Raw genomic sequence first — 24,970 nt, 5'->3', positions numbered from 1 at the left:
TAATCCTTTTTAATTAACTTTGTTTTCACTAAGTATAATAATTAAAACCTATAAAAGTATTAGTAATTATGTCCGAAAAGTTTTCACTCAAATACCTGAATAATGCCCCTGAAGGCTATGAAATTTCACAAATACAGTATACATTCGACTTTATCTATCGGGTTTACAAAAGTGACTCAAGCATTGATAAGGCAATTCGGGAAGTCGCTTATAAATACAACTTGTCTGAGGATTATCTGAGGGATTATCTCATTGAAAACAAGTATATCCTAAACAATGAAAACAAGAATGAGCTTTCAAAACAGATTAAAAAGTACAAGACAAAGGACTTAAAGAAAATCCTTAGAAATCACGGCCTTAAGACTTCAGGAAAAAGAAGAAGAATCGAAAGAAGGATTTTTGAAAACAAGCTGTTTGAAATAGACTATTACCTATCTTCAAAATCCAAGACGTTTTATAAAAACAAGAAAAGAAGGATAAGGATTTTCACTGAATACCTCTCTGAGGATTATTATTTCAATGAATTCAATGACTTTTACATGCTCAATTACAGAAAAAAGGAAGCAAATATTCCGGTTGAATTCATCAATCTCCACATCGATAAGGCAATTGAGGAAAAAAATCACGAAAGCTTCATTTCAAATAACCGCATAATGTCCGAGCATTTCTTCAAAAAGGAGAATTTCAGGCAGATGCTTGAATATGTCCTTAAGGTTTTCTGCATGAACATCAACCCGATATGGAAAATCGATGATTTGAAAGAGCATGTCGGTGTTTACATGGATGTTTATAATGATTTGGGGCTTTTAAAGGAGGAATTAAGCAAGAACATTGTGATAAACACCTTTTATCTGGTATGGGATTCCTTTGAATTTGTGAGGATAATCGTATCAAAATATGACGCCTACAGATGCCTGAACGACATTATGAATTCCAAGGATTATTCAAGAATAAATAATGATTTGGATAAACGCTTTTACCAAAACGATGATTTAAGGATTAAAAAAATCACTCAAAAAACATTATTCGATTTTTAGGGGTTGAAATATTATGAAAATTCTAATATCAAATGACGACGGGGTTTTTGCTCAGGGAATATTGGCCGCAAAGCAGGCCGTTGAGGATTTGGCCGATGTTTATGTTGTCGCTCCCGATGAGAATAACAGCAGCGTCGGACGTCGCATTTCATTATTTAAGCATTTGCAAATCAATCAGTGTAAACTGGAAGACGGAAGCTCAGCATATTCCGTTTCTGGAAGCCCTGCAGATGCCGTGATTGTCGGTGTTGATTACGTGATGGATGAAAAGCCCGATTTGGTGATAAGCGGAATTAATCAGGGTGTTAACATAAGCTGCGACATAACTTCCTCAGGAACGGTATGCGCTGCTTTTGAAGCGGTCAGCCTGGGAATTCCGGCAATAGCCGTTTCTCTTTTTATAGATCCCAAAACATCATATAAGCAGGATGAAAACGGCGAATGGTACATCGATTATGATTTCACCCTGACCAAAAAGGTTTTGCATGATTTGGTGGTGAAAATAAGGGATGAAGGATTTCCCGAAAGCGTGGATTTATTCAATTTAAACGTTCCTTCCAATTACGCATCCGAAGAGGTTATGATTACCCATCTCTCACACAAAATGCTTGACAAGCATGTCATTGACAGTACTGATGAAGAAAAAAGGGACTTGTTTAACTATCCTTTAGATGAAAATCAATCAACTGATGACCTGATTATGATTACGTCAAGTCTGGTTCAGGAATATGAAAAAGACAGTGACGGATACGCATTGTTCGTTGAAAAAAGACCGAGCTTAACTCCCCTTAAGGTAAATATGACCAGCACTGATTTGAAGGATTTCTAAAAGTGTATGTCTTTTTTAATAAATACTTATTTAATGTTTAATATTCAATGTAAAATACTAAATATCAGTTTAAATGATATATTAATATGATGAATGTTTGTGCAAAAAGCCGTGCAGACATTAAAACGGATTAAAAGTTAAAATGCAGGTGCATTCAATATGGATATAATTAAAAAATGGACCCAGTCAAGTTTCATCCTAAAGATTATTATCGGACTGATAATAGGGGCTGTTTTAGGAATTACAGTTCCCCAATGGCAATTCATAAGCCTTATTGGGGATATTTTCGTATCAGCCCTTAAAGCCATTGCTCCGATAATGGTTTTCATACTTGTGGCAGCAGCCATTTCCCGTGCAGAAACAAGCAACGGTTCGAAATTCAAAATGATTATCATACTGTTTCTATTAACTAATTTTATAGCTGCAGCCCTATCAATTATCACATGCCAGATTTATCCGGTAAGCATCCATTTATCCGCATCAAGCAATGCCACCGCTCCCGTCGGAATCGGCGATGTAATCAATGGAATGATTTTGAAAATATTTTCAAGTCCCGTTCAGGCGCTGGCTGAAGGGGAATATCTTGGAATCCTTTTCTGGTCAATGATGTTCGGTTTGGCCTTGAAGATGGTTGCAAGCGATGCGACAAAGGACATGATCAATGACATATCCGAAGCGTGCACAAAGGTTGTTGCAATAATCATCCAGTTTGCCCCAATAGGTATTATGGGTCTTGTATTCACCTCCGTTTCCCAAAGCGGATTAAGCATCTTTACCCAATACGGCCAGGCGATTTTTCTGATTGTAGTCTGCATAGCCATTGTCGGTTTTATAATCAATCCGTTAATTGCCGCCATAATATTGAGACGCAACCCTATCCACCTTGTTTTAATAGCTTACCGTGAAAGCGGAATCACGGCATTCTTTTCAAGAAGTTCAGCCGCTAACATTCCAATCAATATGCAGATATGTGAAAAAATGAGACTGGACAGGAATTTCTATTCCATAAGCATACCTTTAGGCTCAACCATCAATACAAACGGCGCTGCGGTCACCATTGCAGTCATGACTCTCATCACGTGCCATACGATGGGAATTACACTTTCGCTTCCTCTTGCAGTAATTTTGGCTTTATTGACCATGCTAGCTGCCTGCTGTGCTTCAGGCGTTATTGGAGGATCATTGCTTCTCATACCCCTTACATGCTCCCTGTTCGGCATAAGCCAGGACATTTCCATGCAGGTTGTTGCCGTAGGATTTATAATCAGCGTCATTCAGGATTCCTGTGAAACGGCAGTCAATTCAGCATCTGACGTAATATTTACCGCAGCAACGGAATATTATTATCGGGCAAAAAATTCCCTGCCGCTTGATTATCTGGGTGAATATGCGAAAAAATAAGTTATTGCAATAAATCATTTGTTTGAGATTCAATAAGCTCTGCATCATCATAATTTCTAGCAATATTAGAATACAGCAATCCCAGTGAATAATTGGCTATGCTTTCAATGATTGGAATGACAACGCAGACATATATCAGAAAACCCACATAAGGAATTGAAATCACGAATGACGTTGCAAAAGTAACCACGTTCAGCAATACTGCCATTATTATCAGCCATTTGATTATGTTGACAATGCCTATGCTTCTGATATCTCCTATTACCTTTTTGATGTTTAAGGCTTCCTTCAGGCTATTGAAGTAAGCCAGTCTGGCCTTTGCAAAGAATAAAAGGAATTCAAATATTAGATAGATGATTAAAACCAGAACCAGCACCAGTCCGACGGTCACTATAAACTCAGGTATTCTTAAGTTGTAAAGCATTTCCCTGCTTGTGGAGCCGAATGCGGTTAAGGCAAGGAAGAATACGAAAGCCGGAATGATCATGTAGACTATTCTTAAAAACATCACCCTTATGGAGTCGTATATGTTGTTTACGAGATTGAATGAGGGAAGCATTGCGGACTGATTTGAACCAAGCTTTACAATGGAGAGGAAATATCCCGGCACAAGCAGAATGAATAGGAAAAAAGCAATCACGCCAATTGCCGTAACGTAACTGTTGTCTGATATCATGCCGATTGGAATGATGGCAATCAAAATGAACAGAAGACAGATTATCGGCAGTCTTTTAATGTTTCTGAATGGATATTTGAATGAACTTGTAACTAGCTTTTTTAAATCCATAATATTCGCCTCAAGGATTTTGAATACATTTGTTTCAAACAGCAACTGATTTCTATTTAAGGATTTAATCATTGATATTTAAAAAGTTTTGGTATTCGGTGAAGAATTTGAGAAACATTGAAAGGAATATTCCATGAAATAATGAATCAAAAAAAGGGCTGGATTTAAAAAAGAGAAGAGGAGCTGACTTTTCGCTACTCTTTCATATTAATGAAAATGTTTATATACTTCCTTTTACTTAATTATACATGAAAGATTAGAAGGTAAAAACCATCCTTGGTTCAGCCTGCATGTCATTGTCACCGCTGGTGGCGACTTTCCATGGAATTCATTCCATAGGTCAATTAGTTGGCTGTAGGTTCTTCATTCTCTCATCTGATTTTAATTTTATTTAAATACTTCATATATATTCTTATTTTTTATTAAATCAATGAATTCAGAGTTTTCATGTTCTAAACTTTGAAAAACGGACCATGCTATTAAGTCTGCTGTTTGTAGTCCTTTTTCTTTAATGGAATTGGCATGATTGATATTTATTTGATAATTATTTGGATTATTAAGGCTTGATAAAAATCTCTCATTAAAAATACGTATGTCTTCATGTTTACTTTTAGATCTATCTATAATAACCGTTGTTGGAGAAGTTATAATAATTTTTTCAGATAATTTGGAAGCTAAAGTGTCATACAATAAATGGTGATTATAGAAATTTGGTATTTTGTTAAGATTTTGTTTATCAAGAAAGATTGCTAAAACTTGATATTCAATGTTATTAATTTTTTCTAATATTTTTTTGATGACATAACGATTTGTTTTGTTTCCTTTTATTTCTAAATCTCTACCAATAATATTATTGTATTTTTTTCTAGCATCTTTAATTATTCTATTAAGATTTTTAGGATTATTTACTATAATGGCTCCTATAACAAAAAATTTGGAACTGGAATATTTTTCTCCTAAATCTCCACTTTCATCAATATAAATGTATTTCATTAACACTGAGTATAATTATATTATTTAAAATGTTTTTCTGTATTGAAATTTTATATAAAAAATAAATTGACTACATTTAACCATTATACTTATATACTATAAGTAAAAAGTAGAAAAAAAGAAAAAAATACTAATCTAAGTTACATGTAAAATGTTTCGATAAAAATGCTCTTGCAAATAAATAACATTTTAATTAATTAAAATGGTATTTTATCATATAACTATCACTTTAATATATCAATCAAATTAGTATTCAAGCAAATATTCATTTTATATTATGGAAATTGGATTTCAATAGATAAGTTTAAATATTATGTATCAGTCACGACAATTCTTAGGAGTCAGAACAATTCTTAGGGCTCAGGACAATTCTTAGGAGTCACGACAATTAAGTAAACTATAAATAGGATAAAATTAATAAGAATTAGTAATTAATATCTGATTATTGTTTCGCAAATCTGAATTAAATGAATCACCACGGAATAATAATCAATGCATTAGCTGAAATATTAACCTCGCCATATATAAGTAAAACATCACATAAACGCTCTTTTATGGCTTTTGCAGTAAAAATAATCATTTTATTGTCTATTTAATATTTTTTCTGATGCATCTTTCAAATAATAAAGGACGGTGTTTGTAAATGGGTAAGGGACTGTTGGATAGCTATCTATTGGCTCAGGCATTGGGCTGGAACTGGGACTTTGGAACGATGATGTTGCTGCATTATGTTTTGCCTATTGGAATAGCTATTTTGATTTTTTCAGTTTTGTGTGCCTTGGACGATGGTATTCACTGTAATTTTAAAGTAAAAATCAGGAGAGATTAAAATGTCACAACATGTTAAATTGGAAATGGGATACTCAACTTATTTGAGGTTGAATGAAGCTGTAGAGGAAGCTGCAATGCATGCAAAAGATTTTGATGAAATTCAAGAGCGGGTTCATCTTGTAGAGTATCTTGAGGACGAATATGAAAGGGATTGCGCAAAGCAAAACAGGGATTTTCAAAACTGGCTGGCCTATGAGGATCTGTTTAAAAACAAGGAGATATATCATCACGAGTATTTCTATAAGGTTAGAAACGTTTTTGATGAATATGAAGATAATGGATTGTTGAAATGGGACATATCCGAACAGGACAAGTTTCATCTGATTTGTGAATTGATTGATGTGTTTAAAAAAGAGGATTCTGAATAAATAAAGCAAAGATAATCATGGGGTGAGTATTGTGCTATCAAAAAAAGAGGAACTTCTTAGGGATTGTTATAAGGTTAACGGCGAGGAATATTTGCGTTTGGAATATGGAAAACCAAAAGATGTTTTTAATTTTAGAATAATGAGTGTTATTGTTAAAAAGATTTTCATTCATGAAAAACTGGATAATCTCTTTCAGACTAATCCCTTTCTCTATAAGCTGGTAATGAGTTCGGCTTATTCTGAATTAATTACTAATAAGAATAAATTCGGATACCTAGGCGATTTAGATACTTTTTCATTTGATCATACTGATTCAATACAATTGCGTTCTGATGTAAGTGAGGTATCATTTCCGGACACCGTAACCGGAGTAATTACTTTTCCATACTTTCATGATTGGAAAGAGGTTGAAGAATGGATAGGGAAAGTTCCTGAAACTTTCAGTGTTTACATTATCAATCCGCTTTTGATTTTCTATTGGTTCGGGGCTGTGGGATTGTTTTTAACACCGAAATTTTGTGATGGCTATTATATTGAGTTATGCAATCGTTTCATAATCAGTTTAACTGGATATCCATTGTTTTTAATTTTCACGATGGATGATTCTGTTGAAGAGATTAACTACATCGATTTGGAATTGAGCAAGGAGGATTTTGTTTGCGAGTTATATCGGGCATGCGATGAAAGTAAATATTTATTAAAAATCTTGAATTTCTGGAAAGATAATGCGGAGGTTAGTATTCCCCATATAGAGGAATTTTATAATAAATATTTGGAGGTTCAGCCGTATAATGCTCGACGTGCCATTGATTATATTTACATGTCATCGACTAAAGCTTTTGACCTGGTTCATGAGGGCACTGGTGAAATATTGGGAACTTTCCTCAAATACTCTTTAGATGTTCCATTTAAAATCATCGACACCGAAAAAGGCGAATTTCATTTAACGGATAATCAGTTAAAGGATTTACTTGACGGCAAATACGATTTCAAACTAAGGGGCTAAAGCATGTCATATGGAAGAGCCTATTTAACAGAATACGATGAAGTATGGTGAAAAATGCCTTATTTTCATAAGGTTGATATATAATTAATTTAGATTATGTTATCAGAAAATATTATCTTTACAATAAAAAAAGTTAAAAAAATTGTTGATAAAAATCAACAATTATAATTCATCTATTCTTTTTTTTCTTTTCCTAAGTAATCTAATACGTCAGGAACGATTTCTGCTAAGGAACCGAAGTTCATGGAATCAGCGGTACCCAATAATGCTGCTGGATTTAAAGCATCGTCCATTTTGTCAATACCTTCATCCTGCATCAATGCATTTACCTGGGTTAAGGATTCAAGAGCCATCATCTGTGCAAATCCGGCAGGAGCGCCTAAGATTTGAGTTACGGTGTCTCTGTAAGCCAAAATACCTGCATAGGTAATTGCTGTTACGGCTGAACACATGTCACAAACAGGACCTACCATGTTTGCAGGCAGGGTGAATGCGGATCCTCTTGCTTTTTGACCTAAGTCCATTAAAGTGTCGATGGATGCCTGGTCTGCGAAACCTTCTGCAATGTAGACTTGTCCTTTCATTTCAGGTACAGCACCCGGGTGGTAGGAAGCTACGTTTACGTTGGTTCCTAAATCTTCAAATATCTTGTTTAATCCGGTTGTTGGAATGGTACATGCGTGAGTTACGATTGCGCCTTCCTTGATGTCGCCGGCAAAGTTTTTGATGATGTCAGGCTGCATTCCGCCTTCAGGCAACCAGGTCATTACCCAGTCAGCGTCAGCAACAGCTTCAGAATCGTCGTTGATACATTTCATGCCTAAATCTTCAGGGTGGGTGAAATGAATTGCACCTTTTGCTGGTTTAGGTACGGTTTCAGCCAATTCGTTTACTTTTGCTCTGATGTCAGGCATTACTTCTTCAGGGTTACCTGCTTTGTGGGCTGCAATTACTTCAGCGTAGTCAAAGTCATCCACTACAACGAAATCTCCGTCAAATACCGGATCAGATACAACCACTTCAGATACACCGGCCAGTTCCAATAATTCTGCACCCATTTCGATGGTGGAGTGAGTCATAGCTATGTTTTCTTTTCCGGTTGCTTCTGCAACTTCACAAGCTCTTGAGAAGTTGGTGATTCCACTTGCAGCGTGAGTTCTGTAACATCCTGCGCCTAAGATTGCCACTTTCATTCCTTTCTTTTCTTCAGCTTTTTTCTCAATTTGTTCTTCTGCTTTTTCCTCTATTTTTTCGTCAACGGTTTTAGCTATTTTCTTTTCTTCTTTTGAGAAGATTGCTTTTAATTTTTCAAGAACCATATTCTTTTCTCCGATAATTCAATGAATTTTTTTTACTAAATGATAAATTAATAACAATTATAAAATTGTTATGACATTAGTAATATTATTTATTTTATTTTTATTATTTAAATTTTTAGTTAAAATGCAGTTTTTGTTGAAAAAAATTAAATCAAAAGTGAAAATCGGTTGATTAGGTGAAGTTTTAAATTTAGAAATATTTGAAAAAAGGAGTATTGTCTAAATGCTTTAGAAGAATGATCTCCTAAAGCATTGCAATTTTAGACAATTTTACTAAACTATTATAGGAAGTTTTACCTCACTTATAGGAATATGAAAACATATTCCATGGGTTAATATTCAACTTTGCGTATATAAACTTTGCCTTTTTTAAAAAATGAAGCTTAAAGCTTTTTTTTAAAATTCAGCCATTGATTGTCCGATTTTTTAAGATGCGTCATGGGTGTCATCCATGGGTGAACGGATTTTGAGTGATGAATCAGACTGTTTTTTTAAGGGAAAAGTATAAATATTATGTATCAGTGAGGACAATTCTTAGGAGTCACGACAATTCTTAAGAGTGAGGACAATTCTTAGGAGTGAAAACAATTCTTAAGGGTCGAAACAATTCTTAGGAGTCACGACAATTGAGTAAACTTTAAATAGGATGAAATAGAAAGGAATAAGTAACTGATAATGGATTATAGCCATCATAATTCAAATCATTAACCATAACGAAAACGGGTTTGAATCCCGATTTTCCTATATAAGACACTTTACAGCAATTAAACGTTGATCAAGGGTTTGTATATTCGGAATAAGTATCTGAAAATTAAAAGTGTCTTGGCGCGTAAATAAGGTGCAACCAGCAGAAATCATGTCTAACTGAAAATACAATAAAGAATTATGGACGAAAGGTCCATTTTAGGATTTGTACCTTGTAGGATGATTATTAAAAAGTACCAGCAGCATATTTTAGCTAACTGAAAAAGCCTACGTACTTTGACAATAATCATTCGAATTTTTTTTATATATCCAAAATGGAGGTTATTAAATGTTCACTTCAATCCAAAAGGAATTAGAAAAGCAGGAAAATTATTCCATAACCGAAAACGGGGCAGTAGGATACAAATCAACCTCATCAGCGCTGGTTGATATTAATTACAAGGTCAGCAGTCTTCGCCAGTGTGAGGATAATGAAATAGTAAAGCTATTTGACGAGGCATTCAGGGAAAACAGGGAATATGCTTTGAAATGGCTCTGTTTTGCAAGAAACGTCCGTGAAGGATTGGGTGAAAGGAGACTCTTCAGGATATGCTACAAAAGACTGGCAGAACTTGATATTGACATATTCTACAAAAATTTGGATAACATATCCGAATACGGCAGATGGGACGATCTGGTATCATTAATAGGCATCGGCCATGACAGTGATAAATACATAATTGCAATCATACAAAATCAGTTGAATAAGGATTTGGCTAATTTTAAGAAAAATAAACCGATTTCGCTCCTTGCAAAATGGCTTCCAAGCGAAAATGCAAGCAGCACGCATACAAAAATAATGGCTAAAAGAGTTATAGGATTATTGGGAATGACTCCAAGAAAATATCGTTTGATGTTATCTGAGCTTCGCGCATATTCAAATGTCGTGGAAGTGCAGATGAGCAATAACGAGTGGGATAAAATCGATTACGGGAAAGTTCCGTCACTTGCAAACCTCAAATATAAACACGCCTTTTTAAAGCACGATGAAACAAGAAGGCAGGAATATTTAAATTCCGTTGAACGGGGCGAAAGCAAAATGAATATGGTTGTTGCCACTCCTGTGGACGTTGTTTCAAAGTATAATGAAGGCTGGCAAGGTATTAAAGACTTTGACCAGACTTTGGAACTGGCATGGAAGAACCTTAAAGATATTATGGTGGAAGACACGATAGTTGTTGCAGACGGAAGCGGCAGCATGACAGTGCATGTAAGCGGCAAAACAATGGCTTTAGACGTTGCAAATGCCCTTGCAATCTATACTGCCGAGCACAACAGCGGAATATACAAAAACAAGTACATTACATTTTCCAGCAGACCTCAGTTTGTGGAATTCAAGGAGTCTGACAGCTTGAAAAGCAAGCTTGAAATCGCAAGAGAACATAATGAGGTATCCAATACCAACATCGAAGCAGTATTTGATTTAATACTTAATGTAGCCATTGAAAATGACCTTGCACAGGAAGATATGATTAAAAACGTTCTTATCATTTCAGATATGGAGTTTGATGCTGCGCAAAGAGGTTGGTTTGGTGAAAGCATTCCATTGACAGAATCATTATTTGAAGTTATTGCCGGAAAATATGCTGATGCAGGTTACGCTTTGCCAAGATTAATATTCTGGAACGTAAACTCACGCACCCAAACAATACCATTAACGGAAAATGAATTGGGAGTTACGTTGGTGTCTGGATTTTCTCAAAACGTACTGAAAATGGTAATGAGCTGTAAATACGATCCGTATGAAGTTTTAATAGAAACAATAACCGGTCCGAGATATGATAAGATTAAAGTCTAATTATAGGATACTGAGATTTTTAAATCTTAAGAAGTGCATTTATTGGCTTATATTTTGGTTTTAAGTGATTTTAATGAAAAAACATAAGATTGAAAAGGCATTTAAAGATGATTTGTCTTATAAGGAAGATAAGTGTGATTCTTTTTCATTCTCATATAATCCTGACTATTTCGAGTATGAAGAGAAAATTCTTACTGATTTCAGGAATCTGGATGAGATTAAAAGAAAAGAAAATAAATGGTGACGTTGTGACCCGAATTGGTTAGGGACCAGACTGCAGATCTGGGTTATGGGGGTTCGAGTCCCTCCAACGTCTTAACTGCAGTCAAACAATATCGAAGAAAATGGATAGTAATAAACAAGAAGAACCTAAAATTGATTATGATGGCTTTCAAAGATTAACAGGACATAAATTAACTGGAAGGATAATTAGTAGTTCCAGTTATGACATTGAAAAGAAATTAATGGAAATATATGAAGAATTTGAGGAATAATAAACATTCATTTCAAGTATGGTTAATGGGGGATAGCTTATGAGTAAAAAAGCAGATAATAAAATAAGATGTGATGAGTTAACTATAGATTATATTGCCATAGCTAACTTTTTCATAGATGTTATAAATGATATTTACAAGCGTCAGCATGAGATAACTAGCTGGAAATGGGTAGAAAACCCTGTTAAGCCTTCAGAAGAATTACTCCAAAAAGCAACTAAAGATCATGATAGATGTTATTGGAGTTTTGAGAGAACTTATGATAGGGCAAGAGATGTAATTAGCTTAATTGATTTTAAAGATGAACCTGATTTCTGTACCTTCGCATTATCTACTTTAAGAAATACTCGGGCACGAATCAAAGGTTTTTTAGAAGATACCCTATTGGATTACCCGGATTATGAATTAAATAAGTATGATAATATTTTAGATGATTATTATAATGATATGGATTATTACGAAAGTGCAGTCGATAAGTATACTCATATCATGTACATTCGTACCAATGTTAATTTGGGTTTATGTTATGATATTGATCATTACTATGAGTTATTGTCTGAGAGATATTTTGATGAAGTCAGGGATGAGAATTATAGGATTCTTGATGAAATAGTTAGTTTAATTAAAAACTTGTATGGTTTTAAAGCACCGGAGGATCAATCAGGTAATTTTATCAACAATTCCCGATGGAATGATTAAAATTAATGTGATGCATATCCCAGGTGAATTAATTGAAACTGAAATAAGTAAACATATAAACACTGCAGATATTTCCAAAATGCTTGAAGCATATGAAGAGAGTGATATAATGAGTTATCTTTCTGATTGGGCTGAACAGGTTATAAATCGTGACAGGAATTGCGTCGTTTGCGGTTCAAAAAAGAATCTTGAAGCACATCATGTATTTAAGGTGAATATGTATGATGATGCTTATTTGGATTTGAACAATGGAATAACTTTGTGTCACAGTTGCCATGAGAAATATCATAGTAAATATGGTCTAGATTGCAATATTAAGAATTTGCTGAATTTTAAAAGTGAGATAAAAGACCCATCTCATGAAAAATTAATTAAGAATCACAGTAAGGTATGTAATGAGCTTGGAATTCTCAGCAAAAAGTATAATACTTTAATCAAAAAGCATGAGAGCACATGTAGTCAGAATAAGGATCTTGAAGAAAAAAACAGGAAACTGAAAAAGAAAAATAAAAAATTAAAAAGGAAAATTACTAAAGCTTACGTTAATGCATTTATGTAAAAAAATATGGGTTTTTACTATTATTTGGAGGATAATAATGAATGAATTGCAAGAGAGGTATATTAGAAATCAGATTCTGACAATGCCAATGAAAGTAACTCAAGATTTAACGAACGGGGATAAGAAATTCAATAAGCGCTCAGATTATGATAATATTATTGGCTATGTTGATAATTTTCTTAAAGGGGAAAACATTAATCGATTTCTTGTTCTTCCTGGATTGAGGGATGTTGGAAAAACAACCATGCTCTTTCAGGTGTATGAATATCTTACAAAAGAAAAAAACATAACTCCGCAAAATATTCTATATTTCGATTGCAATCGATTAAAAAAGACGGGAAAAGTAGATATCTTTGATGTGGTCAGTTATTATTCAGAAACATTTCACAATTCAATCATTGAAACATTATCTCAACCAGTATTCATTCTTATTGATGAAGCACAGCACGATAAAGAATGGGATTTCAATGGAAAATTAATATTTGATGCATCTAGAAATGTTTTCATGATTTTCAGCGGATCATCTGCATTAAAACTTTCCAATAATACTGATGCTGCAAGAAGATTATTGAACATTCCTATTTATCCTTTAACATATTCACAACATTTAAAATTAAAATATGGAAATTTTAAAAACGATATTTCGGATTCTATTATTAAAATGATTTTTGATGGCAAAACACAAAATAGTGCGGAGGTTGAAAGGAGAATGTTTAACATTTATTCGAATTTCCAAAATTTCAATGTATCAGAATGGAATCATTTCTTACAATTTGGAGGATTTCCATTATCATTTCATCAAACTGATGATGAAATAACTCAAAAAATTGTCAATATGGTGGATAATGTTGTAAAAAGCGATATGAATGATATAGAAGGTGTTAATATAGATACGCAAGATCTCGCTTTTAAAATTTTGCATTATCTTGCTTTTCAAAATCCCGGTGAGGTCTCAATAGGTTCCTTATCAAATCATTTTGATGCAAAAAAGCCATTGGTCAGTAAAATAATTAATATTCTTGAAAAAATAGAGCTGATATTTCATATTGAGCCTTTCACATCATCAGTTAAGAGAACGACAAAACCAAATGAATATTTTTTTGCAACATCCAGTTTGAAACATAATTTGATTCTTGATTTGGGCAATGCAATGCTTGAAGACAAAAGGGCATATATGGGAAAACTGCTGGAGAATTATGTGGCTTCTAGTTTTCATAATTTGGATAATAGGAGCAGTATATCCTATAAAACGTATTATGACGATAGTAAGAAAAAAAGCAGTTCGCAAAATGTTGATTTTATTGTTCAAAGGGGATTGGAAAAGCCTATTCCAATTGAAGTAAGCTGCGGCGATAAGAATCAAAGTCAAATCAAGCGGGCCATTAACAGATATAATTCCCCTCATGGAATAATTATTTCAAATACCACTGCAAATATTGTTAAAAATGACAATGTCATTTACATGCCTCCTGAAATTTTTGCTTTCATGTAGATTTTGAATATTTCATTAGAAAATATGCACTTCAAACTTTTATAGTATGTTTTATAAACATTATAGTAACTAAGAAATACTTGGATGTTTATTATATGGTTAAATTAATCCCTAATTATGAGTTTGTTGAAAATTGGTCTGAAGATCAATTGGAAGAATTTATCAATGTGCCTTCAGGTATTCCAAATGACTTAATGGATATTGTCCAAGAAGTTATTCCTAATATTAATATTCTTAGAAAATATGCTGCATTTGATCATCCCGAATTTGAAGAGTTAGATCAAGAACAAAGTATTATCCCTCGTAGATTAGTACGTGAAAACAAACTTGAGGAAGCACATGAATATGAGCTCCAATCTACTTTAAATTTTCTTGAGAAATACCCTCAGTTTAAACCTATGGTTGAAATTGAAGAGTAATTTTTTTGTCTATAATTTTGAATATTTCCTTAGAAAATATGCACTTCAAACTTTTTTTCAAATGTAAAAATTTTTAATGGATGTATTTTCCAGAACAATTTTTTGAAGTGAGATTATTATTACTCTCTCAGGATATTTTTATTACCAATTAAAAAATTAACGAAATCACCATTTTGAAACCGTCTGATGTATATGTCTTACCTCACTTTCAACATTTCGCCGGGAAACGAAAAATTATCCCAATTTTATATATAAAGAAAACGTATATTTTATGTAATAATATACGTTAAAAAAGAAAAGATACGAAGTCTTTATATACTAAAAAATTCAATAGTATAACAAGGGTTTGAGTAAAATATAGTGAAGGTGAAAAAGCTTATGATAGCTACCGATGAGCTAAATGATTACTTAGAAGAATATTTGGAGGAAAAACAGGAAGTAAAAAACCTTACCGAAGAAACCGTCCGAAAACAAACATTTAATATTTCAAAATTTATAGAATTTCTTGAAGATAATGGAATTGAGGAACTGACAGACTCCAATGTCAAAAAGCAGCTGCGCCAGTATCGTAGGTATTGCCTAAAAAAGCGTGAAAACAAAAGGACTACAGTCAAGACATATATGATGAACATTCTGGAATTCATAAACTCCGAAGACGTTCAGGAGGAAATCCGCCACGATACCATCAAAATGAAGGATATCATTGAGGTCAAGGCAGAAGATCCCGAAACCGCCAAGAAAAGAATCGAGAAAATCAGTCTGACGCATCCGCAGAGCAATTATTTTCTTGAAACGGTTCAATTGGAGGGTAACAAGCGTGATTACGCCATCTGCGCCACTTTTCTGGACTCAGGAATGAGGCTTAAGGAACTGGTTTTACTGAATAAGTCCGATATCCAGGTTCCGATAGATGATTCAGGCTTTTACGAATTGCCGACTGATTCTAATGATTTCATTGAGGTTTATTTAAGGGCTGAAACCACAAAGGGTGAGCTGAAAGACCGTACGACCTTTATCACCTACGATACTTTGGTTTCTATAAATGACATGATCTATGATAGAATAACGAAGCTTCGAAAGAACACTCATGACGTTTACAGGCCTGTCATTCAAAGAAAGAAAGCTTTGGAAGAAGTAAATCGTGAAGAACTGTTTTTAAATCAGAGAGGAAAGCGCATCGGAAAGCGTGCTGTTCAGGATATCATCAAGAAGTATGCCAGGTTAACCGATGAGAGGATAGCCTCTGATGCCATTGAATGTCCTGTAGATTATTCCAAAAACGTGAGCGTTCACATCCTAAGACACACTGCATTGTCTCATTACGCTGAAGTATTGACGGTTGCTGAGGTTCAGACAATTGCAGGCCATTCCAATTCACAGACAACGGATAAGTATATCCACGTTGACCGTGAGCAGATGAAACAGAAACTGAAAGTTAATAATATGCGCTTCCGCCATTAAATTTATTAATTTTCATTTCAAAATATTATATTGTGCCTGTAAATTTTATTAAATTTCATGAATTTTAATAAAAAAGAGCATTATTTGAAGAAAATGGCATATTTCAATAGCTTGATATATATGGGGCTGTTGATTTATAGCATTTTCTCAGTATTATTTGAGTATTAGTGGTAAAATATGTATGCTATATACTTTCTGTAAATATGGAAATATGTATTAATACATAAATTAGCATAATAAAACAATATGGAAATATATGCTAATACTACTAATATACATTATACTATTTATAGTAGTTATACTATCAATAGTAATTATAGCATTAATACAATTATATCTAACACTACCATTAATACCATCATATCTATCAATATATAATATGGTTTTATATACGGAAATACTATGCCGACTACTCATTTTTTACACTAACGGTTTTCACTAATAAAAAAAGCTTCAGATAAGCCTTATTTAATGTAAAACAGTTAATTTTAATCTATTTTAATTAATTAACATCCTAATAATTTGAATATTAACATTTAACAATAAACTAACATCATGCTAAATCAATGAAGCCACCAGAACTCTCATCTTTATAAATTTTTATAAAATTTAATAAATTTCATGAAAAGTTATGGTCAATTCTTTTTTTAATTCAATTTTAAAAATCAAATTTTAACTTATATATCAAAACAAAAGTTTTTATATGTTATCTGACAAAAATTATAGTAATATCAAAAATCTGATATTAATAAAAAATATGAGTGTGTTTATGCAGAGTAAAAAATTAATATTCATTTTAGGTATCTTATTAATTTTTATTTCAGTTATCGGAGCGTACGCAGCTGATAATCAGGATAAATACGGTGATTTAGCTTTTCTTTTAGAGGATAACAATGAATCTGACCTGACCGGATGCTGTTCCGTTGCCTGTCAGCTTGACGGAAACAACAGTCTTTTCGCATTCAGAAGAGATGCCGGTTTCGGCGCTGACATTTTCATTGAAAAGATAAATTGGCATGGAAAGGAAGCCATTAAACAGTATAAAACCGACGGCAAATACTTCTGTCAGGTTATAGTTACCAGTGACGGATGGACAGTCGGTTTCGGCGGACTTGACGATGGTGACGACAATGCGAAAATGGAAAACATGACCGCAGACATGATAATGAACGGTACCATATCAAACAAAACATTGTCCGAAATATCTCAAATAAAAAGTTCATACGGAAGAGGTCATGCCTTAATTAAGGCTCCTGACGGAACTTATGGGGTTGCAACAGCTGAAACCTATTACACAGGAAAATTAAACCCTGGAGATTACATATCCGTTCCGAATAAAGCAGGTTTCATCAGAACCGGCGACATTCAGATGAATTCAACGGATAAAGTAAAAATTATGAATAATCTGGAGATTACTGACGGTTATGGGCTGTACAGAAGGGATATCACAACCTTTTTATACCAGCAGGTTGAAAATGACACGTTTAAAGGAAACATAACAGACATTTTCGCTTCAAACGATGACGGATCAACCTATGGCATGTCCACAGGAGGTCTCTTTGATAATATCAATATTAATGGAACCCTAATTAAAGGGGAAGACCTTCCGATAGCTCCTTCCTACAAGAAAATCGGATCCATGAACTTCACTGCACAAGAGCAGGATGGAGACAATCCTCTGGGCTTTGTTTTCAACATAATTTTCTATCTGATTGTAATTATCTTGATAGTGATAATATTCGTTTTGGTTATCCGAACTATCAATAAAATAAGATATGCTAGAAGAAGGAAAAGACGTGGATGGTAAAATTTAACTGATTAGAAAAATTGTGCTGTCAATGGCTATTTTTTCAGCTATTGATTAATGCCATTTTTTCTTAAAACCTTATTTTTTAATCTTGATATCTACATGTATTTGTTTTTATTTATTGTTTTTTTCAACTTATTTTAAATTATTGACTTTTCGATTCATTATTTTAATTATGGATTTCATCTATTGAATTTTCATTGATGAATGGTATTGTTTTAGAATATGATTTTTTTAGTGAGGACAATTACTGCATGACAAGTCAATTCTTGGAAGTTAAAGCAATAATTAAGGGTTAAAACAATTCATAGTGGTTAAAAACTGGTTAATTTAAGTAATATCCTCAGTAGGTTCTTCCTGCATTAATTAAAATAGATAGTATTAAATACTACAAATCTTATAGGTTTCTTTTCACAAGAATTTAGGTATTAAAAGTTAGAATCTTCGGATTCTAACTTATTTATATAATCTGCTTTTATTTTTGTTTTAAACTTAAATAGAATAATCATTTCTAACGCCCAGTATATCATCATCAATCAATTCATTAATGATTTCATATACATCACCCAAGTCAAACCTTAAATCATTAGCTATTTCAGACATTAGGACTCTTTTATGTATTCTGCAGTATTCTATTATTTCCTCTTTCTTTTGATCGTATGGCAGGCTCCTTAAAGTAATCTCTTCAATGATGGGAGGATTAATATTACTATTTAAGGAATCATATTGCTTTTTCATGATAATTCCTCGATTTTTAACGTAAACAAATAATAAAGTTTAAATTTCGATATTAATATAATTTTTGGATTCTGGATGAAACAGTAAGTATCGAAACTGAAGGCATATTTGTTTCAAAAAATAATGGTGTTGAATGGATAAAAAAAGAACATGAAAGTTTAAATAAATCAAAATGTATAATTATTAAGTAGGTGGCATAAATGATTTGGATACCTAAAAAAAGAAGAGAAGAAATAAAAAAACGCATTTCAGAAGAACAAGATGCTAAATTAAGAAGAGATTTTGCTAAGACTTCTGAAAAGGTTGTTTTTAGAAAAAATTAATCTCGTAAATATCATCACCATTTTAGATTGTGTTTAAAAGTATTATAGATGCTTTTTTAATATGATAAATGATATTTGTGTGTAAAAACATCTTTTGGAAGAATAATTGTGTATTTCTTCCGAAAGCATTGTTTTTGTAAAGATTGTTGAATGTCATCACCATTAGAGTGTGTTATTAACTATTGTATTTTTGGGGAGTGGAACAAATGATGTGGGTACCTAAAAAAAGAAGAGAAGAAATTAAAAAACGTATGTGGAAAGAACAAAGGGCTAAATTTAGAGCAGATTTAGCCAAGACTTCTGAAAAGGTCGTTTTTAGAAAAAATTAATCTCGTAAATATCATCATCATTTTAGATTGTGTTTAAAAGTATTTTAGATGCTTTTTTAATATGATAAATGATATTTGTGAGTAAAAACATCTTTTAGAAGAATAATTGCGTATTTCTTCCGAAAGAATTGTTTTTTGTTAAGATTGTTGAATGTCATCACCATTAGAGTGTGTTATTAACTATTGTATTTTTGGGGAGTGAATTAAATGATTTGGATACCTAAAAAAAAGAAGAGAAGAAATTAAAAAACGTATTTCAGATGAACAAAGAGCTAAGTTTAGGGCAGATATAGCTAAAACTTCTGAAAAGGTTTTTTCTAGAAAAAATTAAGCTCGTAAAATTCATCACCATTAGTGTGTTATTAACTATTGTATTTGGGAGTGAAAGAAATGATGTGGGTTCCTAAAAAAAGAGCAGAAGAAATTAAAAAACGTATTTGGGAAGAACAAGATGCTAAATTAAGAAAAAATTTTGCTAAAGTTTCTGAAAGCGTAGTTTTTGAAGATGAACATTAATTTAAAAAAAGAAGAAAAAAATAATGAGTTTATATTCTTGTTACTTTAAGCGTATTGTACAGTAGCCTGTCCTGATAGTTTTCAATACAGAATGCAGTAACAATTCGATATAAACCATTATTCAATTTAACGTTTAATTTTGCATAACCCGTCTGGTTAATCTCACAATTGTAGCTTGCGCCGTTCACTTTAAATGTCACGTTGTATCCGGTTATCGCATTGCCATTGGCGTCAGTAACATAACGATGAATGTATCGTTTTCATTGGTTACAACTTCAATATTAACGGCCATATTGTATACTAATCAATTACTATCTTCTATAGGAACATAATGAAAAAACTTTTTTTATCATTTCAGACATAATATTATCCATGGTATTCTGTTCTGTCTGCGGCGTCGAATCGGACTCAAAAAGCAAAGTATGCAAAAACTGCAAATCAATCTTAATCAGCGAGAAGTATTTCAATATAAATGAGCTAAACAGCTTCGCCCAGATTGCAAACGACGAAAACATTGAAATCCTTAAAGCCACTCCGGTTACGGAAACAGAATATGAAATAATCCTTGAAAACATTCGCCGGATTGCTTTAAGAAACCTTGAAAGGCATGACTTAACCGCATTAAACACCATCGACAAGATTAGAGTCATTGCCTCATCATACGCTAAAATCACTTACAAGTCAAAGGGAGCCGAGTTCGGAAGCTATTCCTACAACAGAATCAGAATCGATGACAGATTGGCGGACTGCGACATAATAGCTACCCTGATTCATGAGCTGGCACATCACCTTTTAAGCGAGATTTTCGAGCAGATGCTCATGCTGATATGGGAAGTCAAAAAGACCTACGCCCTGGAGGCTTTCGTCTCATTCATACTGGGCACAAATCCGATTTACGTTTTAATAAACGAGTACTGCGCCCATACGGTTGAGGGAAGGTTCATTCCACACGGCTATCAGAAGTACGCCTCCTTCAACAGGATTCTAACCGAGGAATTCGATTTGGAAAATGACGCAGAAGTCATTGACTTTGCCCTGATGATGGGTAATTCCATTGCCGATGACATAATCCGTATTCTTGAAAATTTCATTGGTGATGATTTAAGGGATGAAATCAAGCTGGTCTATCAGCGAAACTACAACAATCCTGCGAACTATGACGAGATCCTTTTGGAAAGCGACGAGGTATATGAAACGGCCGAAAAGCTTAAGCATCTCCATATAATTCTAATCTCAGGCATCATCGCCTCCAAGGACGAGGAATCCTATGAGCTTTTAAGGCAAATCAAGAAGGATTTCATTGAAAACAATGGTTAGGAGTATTTAAGGTGAATGCTCTTTTCAACGTCTGAAATCTTTTCTCCGTTGAAAATCCTTAAAAAGTAGATTAAAGTTTCCTCAACGCCTGTGCATGGCTTCAGTTCTTTAATGTCTGCATAAGCCGAATTGAATAAATAGTTTAATTTATTGCTTGCAATTGAGTTTTCATCAAGCAGCTTCGTTAATTTATCAACTGTTTCCTCATTTATCTTGGCTTTGCAGGAATCAGGCCTTTTTTTATCTTCCGTGAAATTGTTAACATCAAGAATAAATAGTTTAAAGTTGCATTTTAACACAGAATCAATATTTCCAAGGTATTCGTGGCATTTTGAGAGGATATGCAGGATATTGTAGCATCTTGAGATTTCATAATTGGAAAGGGTAATCATGTATTGTCTTTTTAAGTACTCAGCAATAGTTTCAACGATATTTTTCTCAGAGCTTCTGCACTTATTTTCGAAAATGTCCTCATACAAGTCGACGTTAATGACCCTTTTAAGCTCGGGATGTGAATTGTAGAAAATCACGTGCCTGTTGTCGTTTATGAAATCTTCCGCCCTTTCTATGGAGTCATAGCCGTCCTCTGAGGCTTTTCTAGTTAATCTCTCCAAAGTGACGTTAAATGACCTGATTTCGCTTTCGGGAATTATGTGGCCATTGGTATGGAGATATTCAAGATAGATGACGTAGGCGAACTTGAAGTTATTGTCCGAGCAGTGTGAAATCTTTTTATCATAAAGCTTTTCCAGGTCGTTCAGTTCTTCTTCATAATCTGGCCGGCCAAGCTTTAATCCGCATTTAAAGCAGTAGGAATCGCTTTTTAAAAACATGGCTCCGCATTCGGGACAACTCTTGAGGTTATGTTCCTGGTTTATTAAAAACTTAAGGCTTCTCTCATCCGGTGATGAGGTGAGCGTGACGCTTTCGCTTTCATCGGCGATTGTGGATAGCTGGTCAACGATATAGTCCAGTTTAGGCTCGATGTCACTTGCCTCAAGGCTTGAGCGCTCAATATTGTTTTCAATCGTCTTTTGAATGTCAAATTCAAAATCGCTCTCGATTCCCGCATCCTCAAGAGTTTCCTTTATCTTATGTGAGGAATATGAATATAACTCCATTTTTTTAAACACCATTAATATATTTAAAAAGAGTTCCTTTAATAGATTGTCATTTGAAAACTCAGCACTTCAAATCCTCTTCATTCATTTTTACGTGGCATGTGCTTGTCTTTTTCCAGTAGCAGTTGTTGCATGTCCTGCAGAGAGTCTGCGTTTCCTTTCCTTCCTTCCAGTCATTCAAGAATGTAGGATTGAAGACAAACGGCCTCTGCATGGATACGAATTCAATGCTTGTGGAGTTGATTAAGTCATTGATTGAATCAGCATCATCAAGTCCCCCTCCGAGAATTACAGGGATATCAACGCTTTCAGCTATTTCATCGGTAACGTCAAATAAAATGTTTTTGTTTTCAGAATCCTTTCTGAAATATTGGGGTGAAGAGGGCTTCGTTATCTGAATGCTGTCGGCACCGATTTTTTCAAGGATTTCAGAAATTTCTAAAGCCTCATCCGATGCGTTAATCCTGCAGTTGACGTGCAGATTCGTCGTGCTTTTGATTACCTTAATGATTTCAAGAATCATTCTCAGACGGTTGAATGCGCTTCCGCCGTAATCGTCCTTTCTCCTGTTTTCTTTTGGATTGATCATTTTAGAGAAAAAGTAAGTGTTTCCCATCGTCAGCTGTATTCCGTCAAAGTCCGCAAATGAAATCTTTTTGGCCGCAACGATATAATCGGACTGAATCTGCCTTATGTCTTCCAATGTTAAATCATTGACGCTTACGCTCTGCTTGCCGTTGACGTTGCAGTCGACAAAGCCGATTTGAGCCAGAACGGGAACGTCATGTTTATGGGTTAATTCTGTAAGGTACTTGAATTCCTTGATGAAGGCAGGGCTGTTTATTGAATGGGAATAGTCGCTGAAGCGGTCATGGTCATAAAGTGAAATCAGTTCCGTTGTAATAATTCCCACATGGCTTTTTGCAAGCCTTTCATAGCGCAGAAATATTTCCGGGGAAAGCTTTCCAAGCTCCTTTTGGGATTCCCACAATCCGGTTCTCACAATCCTGCTGTTAAGCTTAAAATCTCCAAAATCGCATTTGTCGAATATGTCTTTCATGTATTTTCCTTTGTTTTTGGATGCATTAATACCTTAGGATTATGGCTTTAAACATCCAATAGGAATAACCTTAACACCATCCTTTCTTGTAACTGCATCTTTTCCGCCTGTTAAGACCGCAAGAAAAGTTGGATTATCTATTTTTTCATTTTTTTCAATTAAACTATTGATTTTAAGTAGATTTTGTGCACCGTCTTCTATTCTTTTGGTGCCCAGTTTACATTCTATTAATGCATATCTTCCATCCCTTAAATGAACAACACAATCAACTTCCAGACCGGAGTTGTCTCTGTAATATGAAACTTTTCCGCCATGTGAATTCGTATAAACGCTTAAGTCCCTAATACACAAGTTTTCAAAAATAAATCCGAAGGTTTTCAAATCTTTTTCCATTGATTCCGGATTTGCATTTAAAGCGGCTACAGCAATTGAAGGATCTATGAAAACTTTTTTATTTCCTGATCTGATTGCTGATTTGGACTTGATATTGGGTGACCAGCCCCGATTGTCTTCAATAACAAACAATCTTTTCAATGCATCAACATATGAATAATATGTTGGTCTGGAAATATCCATGAAATTTGCATTGATGTCATCAATTATGGTCTGGTCTTTTGCCATTGTGGAATTATTGCGTGCAATTGAACGCAACAGCAATCTAACTCTATCAGGGTCTCGTTTAATTCCATCAACAACAGAAACATCCGTATTGCATATATTTTCCAAATAGGAGTATGCTATGAATAGCTGCCCTTCTTCCGTTTCCTGATTTAGGGAATCAGGCCAGCCTCCACGGCATGCTGCAAAAATCAATTTATCCATTGTCAGTTGTGATTCAAAATTATTAATATTCATATCCGGATTGTCAAATAGCTCCATTATTGAAATTTGACCATTGGATTCGCCGCTTTCATATAAGGACATTGGTCTCATTAATAGCCTATGAATTCTTCCAGTTCCTGAATGAATAATGCTGTTTTCATCCACTACTGTTGAACCTGTTAAGATATATAATCCATACCCGTCACTTTCATCAACGCTGTTTCTTACGGAATCCCATAGAGCAGGGGCTACTTGCCATTCATCAATTAATCTTGGTTTGTCTCCCCTCAATAATCTTGAAGGTTCGATATCCGCCCACATCATATTGGATTGATAATTGTCTTTATCATCTAATTTCAATATGCTTTTTGCATGTTGCTGAGCAGTAGTTGTTTTACCGCACCATTTTGGGCCGATAATAAGGATTGCACCAATCATTTTAAGGTATTTTTCCAAATCATCGTCAATGACTCTTCTTAAATATTTCATTGCTTAACCTCATTTTACATTTTTTTGGTATTTTACTTTACAATTTTTCTATATTTTACTTTACATTTTTTATTATAAATATTTTACATTTTTTTGGTGTTTTGTTTTACAATTTCTTGGTGTTTTACTTTACATTTTTTTGGTGTTTTGTTTTACAATTTCTTGGTGTTTTACTTTACATTTTTTTGGTGTTTTGTTTTACAATTTCACA

Annotated in this window: 27 protein-coding genes; 19 read left to right on the top strand and 8 right to left on the bottom strand. The window is 33.9% G+C overall.

All coding sequences use genetic code 11. The features are described from left to right. Positions 1 to 68 precede the first annotated feature (68 nt). The 3 genes from F3G70_RS03190 to sstT all read left to right on the top strand — a co-directional run bounded on the left by F3G70_RS03190 (position 69) and on the right by sstT (position 3,267). Positions 69 to 1,037: a hypothetical protein gene (locus tag F3G70_RS03190; protein ID WP_149731279.1), complete on the top strand. Its 969-nt coding sequence runs from the start codon at positions 69 to 71 to the stop codon at positions 1,035 to 1,037. Between the two features lie 13 nt (positions 1,038 to 1,050). Beyond that, complete coding sequence (surE, locus tag F3G70_RS03185; RefSeq protein ID WP_149731278.1) at positions 1,051 to 1,866, top strand: 5'/3'-nucleotidase SurE; 816 nt, start codon at positions 1,051 to 1,053, stop codon at positions 1,864 to 1,866. Between the two features lie 159 nt (positions 1,867 to 2,025). Then, positions 2,026 to 3,267: a serine/threonine transporter SstT gene (sstT, locus tag F3G70_RS03180; RefSeq protein ID WP_149731277.1), complete on the top strand. Its 1,242-nt coding sequence runs from the start codon at positions 2,026 to 2,028 to the stop codon at positions 3,265 to 3,267. 1 nt (position 3,268) lies between these two features. Here the strand turns inward: sstT and F3G70_RS03175 are convergent, their stop codons facing one another. After that, entirely contained in the window at positions 3,269 to 4,054 is a 786-nt protein-coding gene (locus F3G70_RS03175) for a DUF4013 domain-containing protein (RefSeq protein ID WP_188118055.1), read from the bottom strand. Between the two features lie 387 nt (positions 4,055 to 4,441). Beyond that, positions 4,442 to 5,047: a DUF3800 domain-containing protein gene (locus F3G70_RS03170; protein WP_149731275.1), complete on the bottom strand. Its 606-nt coding sequence runs from the start codon at positions 5,045 to 5,047 to the stop codon at positions 4,442 to 4,444. A 643-nt stretch (positions 5,048 to 5,690) separates the two neighbouring features. Here F3G70_RS03170 and F3G70_RS03165 point away from each other — a divergent pair. From F3G70_RS03165 to F3G70_RS03155, 3 genes are read left to right on the top strand one after another with little or no spacing between them, the layout of a single operon-like run. Beyond that, entirely contained in the window at positions 5,691 to 5,876 is a 186-nt protein-coding gene (locus F3G70_RS03165) for a hypothetical protein (RefSeq protein WP_149731274.1), read from the top strand. A 1-nt stretch (position 5,877) separates the two neighbouring features. Beyond that, the gene (locus F3G70_RS03160; RefSeq protein ID WP_149731273.1) at positions 5,878 to 6,246 is read left to right on the top strand and encodes a hypothetical protein; all 369 of its coding nucleotides are present in this window, start codon (positions 5,878 to 5,880) and stop codon (positions 6,244 to 6,246) included. A gap of 31 nt (positions 6,247 to 6,277) precedes the next feature. Further along, complete coding sequence (locus F3G70_RS03155; protein ID WP_149731272.1) at positions 6,278 to 7,252, top strand: hypothetical protein; 975 nt, start codon at positions 6,278 to 6,280, stop codon at positions 7,250 to 7,252. Between the two features lie 173 nt (positions 7,253 to 7,425). Here F3G70_RS03155 and hmd read toward each other — a convergent pair whose 3' ends face one another. After that, positions 7,426 to 8,445, bottom strand: a complete 1,020-nt coding sequence (gene hmd / locus F3G70_RS03150; RefSeq protein WP_149731368.1) for a 5,10-methenyltetrahydromethanopterin hydrogenase — start codon at positions 8,443 to 8,445, stop codon at positions 7,426 to 7,428. A 1,159-nt stretch (positions 8,446 to 9,604) separates the two neighbouring features. Here hmd and F3G70_RS03145 point away from each other — a divergent pair. The 9 genes from F3G70_RS03145 (at position 9,605) to F3G70_RS03115 (ending at position 18,044) form a co-directional block, all read left to right on the top strand. Then, positions 9,605 to 11,113, top strand: a complete 1,509-nt coding sequence (locus F3G70_RS03145) for a DUF2828 family protein (protein WP_149731271.1) — start codon at positions 9,605 to 9,607, stop codon at positions 11,111 to 11,113. Between the two features lie 73 nt (positions 11,114 to 11,186). Next, a complete protein-coding gene (locus F3G70_RS11995; RefSeq protein WP_188118054.1) occupies positions 11,187 to 11,357 on the top strand; it encodes a hypothetical protein in 171 nt (56 codons plus the stop codon). A 100-nt stretch (positions 11,358 to 11,457) separates the two neighbouring features. Next, on the top strand, positions 11,458 to 11,607 hold the full coding sequence (locus tag F3G70_RS11990) for a hypothetical protein (protein ID WP_188118053.1): 150 nt from the start codon (positions 11,458 to 11,460) through the stop codon (positions 11,605 to 11,607). A gap of 39 nt (positions 11,608 to 11,646) precedes the next feature. Continuing rightward, the gene (locus F3G70_RS03140; protein WP_149731270.1) at positions 11,647 to 12,306 is read left to right on the top strand and encodes a hypothetical protein; all 660 of its coding nucleotides are present in this window, start codon (positions 11,647 to 11,649) and stop codon (positions 12,304 to 12,306) included. Beyond that, a complete protein-coding gene (locus F3G70_RS03135) occupies positions 12,299 to 12,865 on the top strand; it encodes an HNH endonuclease (RefSeq protein ID WP_188118052.1) in 567 nt (188 codons plus the stop codon). The genes F3G70_RS03140 and F3G70_RS03135 overlap by 8 nt, the downstream gene beginning before the upstream one ends. 37 nt (positions 12,866 to 12,902) lie before the next feature. Beyond that, positions 12,903 to 14,357, top strand: a complete 1,455-nt coding sequence (locus F3G70_RS03130) for an ATP-binding protein (protein WP_149731268.1) — start codon at positions 12,903 to 12,905, stop codon at positions 14,355 to 14,357. Positions 14,358 to 14,452: 95 nt separating this feature from the next. Continuing rightward, positions 14,453 to 14,776, top strand: a complete 324-nt coding sequence (locus F3G70_RS03125; RefSeq protein WP_149731267.1) for a hypothetical protein — start codon at positions 14,453 to 14,455, stop codon at positions 14,774 to 14,776. A 378-nt stretch (positions 14,777 to 15,154) separates the two neighbouring features. Continuing rightward, entirely contained in the window at positions 15,155 to 16,237 is a 1,083-nt protein-coding gene (locus tag F3G70_RS03120; RefSeq protein WP_149731266.1) for a tyrosine-type recombinase/integrase, read from the top strand. Between the two features lie 769 nt (positions 16,238 to 17,006). Further along, positions 17,007 to 18,044, top strand: coding sequence for a hypothetical protein (locus F3G70_RS03115; RefSeq protein ID WP_149731265.1), 1,038 nt, complete (start codon positions 17,007 to 17,009; stop codon positions 18,042 to 18,044). Between the two features lie 492 nt (positions 18,045 to 18,536). Here the strand turns inward: F3G70_RS03115 and F3G70_RS03110 are convergent, their stop codons facing one another. Continuing rightward, the gene (locus tag F3G70_RS03110) at positions 18,537 to 18,782 is read right to left on the bottom strand and encodes a hypothetical protein (RefSeq protein ID WP_149731264.1); all 246 of its coding nucleotides are present in this window, start codon (positions 18,780 to 18,782) and stop codon (positions 18,537 to 18,539) included. Between the two features lie 200 nt (positions 18,783 to 18,982). Here F3G70_RS03110 and F3G70_RS12400 point away from each other — a divergent pair, with 200 nt between their 5' ends. From F3G70_RS12400 to F3G70_RS12390, 3 genes are all read left to right on the top strand, one after another. Continuing rightward, entirely contained in the window at positions 18,983 to 19,105 is a 123-nt protein-coding gene (locus F3G70_RS12400) for a hypothetical protein (protein WP_262492210.1), read from the top strand. A gap of 206 nt (positions 19,106 to 19,311) precedes the next feature. Then, a complete protein-coding gene (locus F3G70_RS12395) occupies positions 19,312 to 19,434 on the top strand; it encodes a hypothetical protein (protein ID WP_262492209.1) in 123 nt (40 codons plus the stop codon). A gap of 390 nt (positions 19,435 to 19,824) precedes the next feature. Next, positions 19,825 to 19,950: a hypothetical protein gene (locus tag F3G70_RS12390; RefSeq protein ID WP_262492208.1), complete on the top strand. Its 126-nt coding sequence runs from the start codon at positions 19,825 to 19,827 to the stop codon at positions 19,948 to 19,950. Between the two features lie 29 nt (positions 19,951 to 19,979). Here F3G70_RS12390 and F3G70_RS11985 read toward each other — a convergent pair whose 3' ends face one another. Then, the gene (locus F3G70_RS11985; protein ID WP_188118051.1) at positions 19,980 to 20,150 is read right to left on the bottom strand and encodes a hypothetical protein; all 171 of its coding nucleotides are present in this window, start codon (positions 20,148 to 20,150) and stop codon (positions 19,980 to 19,982) included. Positions 20,151 to 20,322: 172 nt separating this feature from the next. Here F3G70_RS11985 and F3G70_RS03105 point away from each other — a divergent pair, with 172 nt between their 5' ends. Continuing rightward, a complete protein-coding gene (locus tag F3G70_RS03105) occupies positions 20,323 to 21,267 on the top strand; it encodes a zinc ribbon domain-containing protein (protein WP_149731263.1) in 945 nt (314 codons plus the stop codon). Here the strand turns inward: F3G70_RS03105 and F3G70_RS03100 are convergent. From F3G70_RS03100 to F3G70_RS03090, 3 genes are all read right to left on the bottom strand, one after another. After that, entirely contained in the window at positions 21,264 to 22,388 is a 1,125-nt protein-coding gene (locus F3G70_RS03100; protein ID WP_149731262.1) for a hypothetical protein, read from the bottom strand. The genes F3G70_RS03105 and F3G70_RS03100 overlap by 4 nt on opposite strands. A 61-nt stretch (positions 22,389 to 22,449) precedes the next feature. Beyond that, a complete protein-coding gene (locus tag F3G70_RS03095) occupies positions 22,450 to 23,448 on the bottom strand; it encodes an oxidoreductase (protein WP_149731261.1) in 999 nt (332 codons plus the stop codon). Between the two features lie 39 nt (positions 23,449 to 23,487). Continuing rightward, positions 23,488 to 24,759 (bottom strand): ATP-binding protein, encoded by a 1,272-nt coding sequence (locus tag F3G70_RS03090; protein WP_149731260.1) that lies wholly within the window; start codon positions 24,757 to 24,759, stop codon positions 23,488 to 23,490. Positions 24,760 to 24,970: the final 211 nt, after the last annotated feature.

The sequence above is a fragment of the Methanobrevibacter millerae genome (genome assembly GCF_900103415.1).
GTDB classification, from domain to species: domain Archaea; phylum Methanobacteriota; class Methanobacteria; order Methanobacteriales; family Methanobacteriaceae; genus Methanocatella; species Methanocatella millerae.
Note: the sequence above shows the minus strand (reverse complement) of the source record. Positions and strands in the feature narration are given on the sequence as shown.

What these genes read in the sequence shown, in the direction of transcription:
- sstT (WP_149731277.1), top strand. Translation starts at nt 2,026, where the DNA reads ATGGATATAATTAAAAAATGGACCCAGTCAAGTTTCATCCTAAAGATT.
- F3G70_RS03175 (WP_188118055.1), bottom strand. Translation starts at nt 4,054, where the DNA reads ATGGATTTAAAAAAGCTAGTTACAAGTTCATTCAAATATCCATTCAGA.
- F3G70_RS03125 (WP_149731267.1), top strand. Translation starts at nt 14,453, where the DNA reads ATGGTTAAATTAATCCCTAATTATGAGTTTGTTGAAAATTGGTCTGAA.
- F3G70_RS03110 (WP_149731264.1), bottom strand. Translation starts at nt 18,782, where the DNA reads ATGAAAAAGCAATATGATTCCTTAAATAGTAATATTAATCCTCCCATC.
- hmd (WP_149731368.1), bottom strand. Translation starts at nt 8,445, where the DNA reads ATGAAAGTGGCAATCTTAGGCGCAGGATGTTACAGAACTCACGCTGCA.
- F3G70_RS12395 (WP_262492209.1), top strand. Translation starts at nt 19,312, where the DNA reads ATGATGTGGGTACCTAAAAAAAGAAGAGAAGAAATTAAAAAACGTATG.
- F3G70_RS03130 (WP_149731268.1), top strand. Translation starts at nt 12,903, where the DNA reads ATGAATGAATTGCAAGAGAGGTATATTAGAAATCAGATTCTGACAATG.
- F3G70_RS03145 (WP_149731271.1), top strand. Translation starts at nt 9,605, where the DNA reads ATGTTCACTTCAATCCAAAAGGAATTAGAAAAGCAGGAAAATTATTCC.
- F3G70_RS03190 (WP_149731279.1), top strand. Translation starts at nt 69, where the DNA reads ATGTCCGAAAAGTTTTCACTCAAATACCTGAATAATGCCCCTGAAGGC.
- F3G70_RS03090 (WP_149731260.1), bottom strand. Translation starts at nt 24,759, where the DNA reads ATGAAATATTTAAGAAGAGTCATTGACGATGATTTGGAAAAATACCTT.
- surE (WP_149731278.1), top strand. Translation starts at nt 1,051, where the DNA reads ATGAAAATTCTAATATCAAATGACGACGGGGTTTTTGCTCAGGGAATA.
- F3G70_RS03160 (WP_149731273.1), top strand. Translation starts at nt 5,878, where the DNA reads ATGTCACAACATGTTAAATTGGAAATGGGATACTCAACTTATTTGAGG.
- F3G70_RS03165 (WP_149731274.1), top strand. Translation starts at nt 5,691, where the DNA reads ATGGGTAAGGGACTGTTGGATAGCTATCTATTGGCTCAGGCATTGGGC.
- F3G70_RS11990 (WP_188118053.1), top strand. Translation starts at nt 11,458, where the DNA reads ATGGATAGTAATAAACAAGAAGAACCTAAAATTGATTATGATGGCTTT.
- F3G70_RS12390 (WP_262492208.1), top strand. Translation starts at nt 19,825, where the DNA reads ATGATGTGGGTTCCTAAAAAAAGAGCAGAAGAAATTAAAAAACGTATT.
- F3G70_RS03140 (WP_149731270.1), top strand. Translation starts at nt 11,647, where the DNA reads ATGAGTAAAAAAGCAGATAATAAAATAAGATGTGATGAGTTAACTATA.
- F3G70_RS03095 (WP_149731261.1), bottom strand. Translation starts at nt 23,448, where the DNA reads ATGAAAGACATATTCGACAAATGCGATTTTGGAGATTTTAAGCTTAAC.
- F3G70_RS03170 (WP_149731275.1), bottom strand. Translation starts at nt 5,047, where the DNA reads ATGAAATACATTTATATTGATGAAAGTGGAGATTTAGGAGAAAAATAT.
- F3G70_RS11995 (WP_188118054.1), top strand. Translation starts at nt 11,187, where the DNA reads ATGAAAAAACATAAGATTGAAAAGGCATTTAAAGATGATTTGTCTTAT.
- F3G70_RS12400 (WP_262492210.1), top strand. Translation starts at nt 18,983, where the DNA reads ATGATTTGGATACCTAAAAAAAGAAGAGAAGAAATAAAAAAACGCATT.
- F3G70_RS03120 (WP_149731266.1), top strand. Translation starts at nt 15,155, where the DNA reads ATGATAGCTACCGATGAGCTAAATGATTACTTAGAAGAATATTTGGAG.
- F3G70_RS03105 (WP_149731263.1), top strand. Translation starts at nt 20,323, where the DNA reads ATGGTATTCTGTTCTGTCTGCGGCGTCGAATCGGACTCAAAAAGCAAA.
- F3G70_RS03135 (WP_188118052.1), top strand. Translation starts at nt 12,299, where the DNA reads ATGATTAAAATTAATGTGATGCATATCCCAGGTGAATTAATTGAAACT.
- F3G70_RS03100 (WP_149731262.1), bottom strand. Translation starts at nt 22,388, where the DNA reads ATGGAGTTATATTCATATTCCTCACATAAGATAAAGGAAACTCTTGAG.
- F3G70_RS03115 (WP_149731265.1), top strand. Translation starts at nt 17,007, where the DNA reads ATGCAGAGTAAAAAATTAATATTCATTTTAGGTATCTTATTAATTTTT.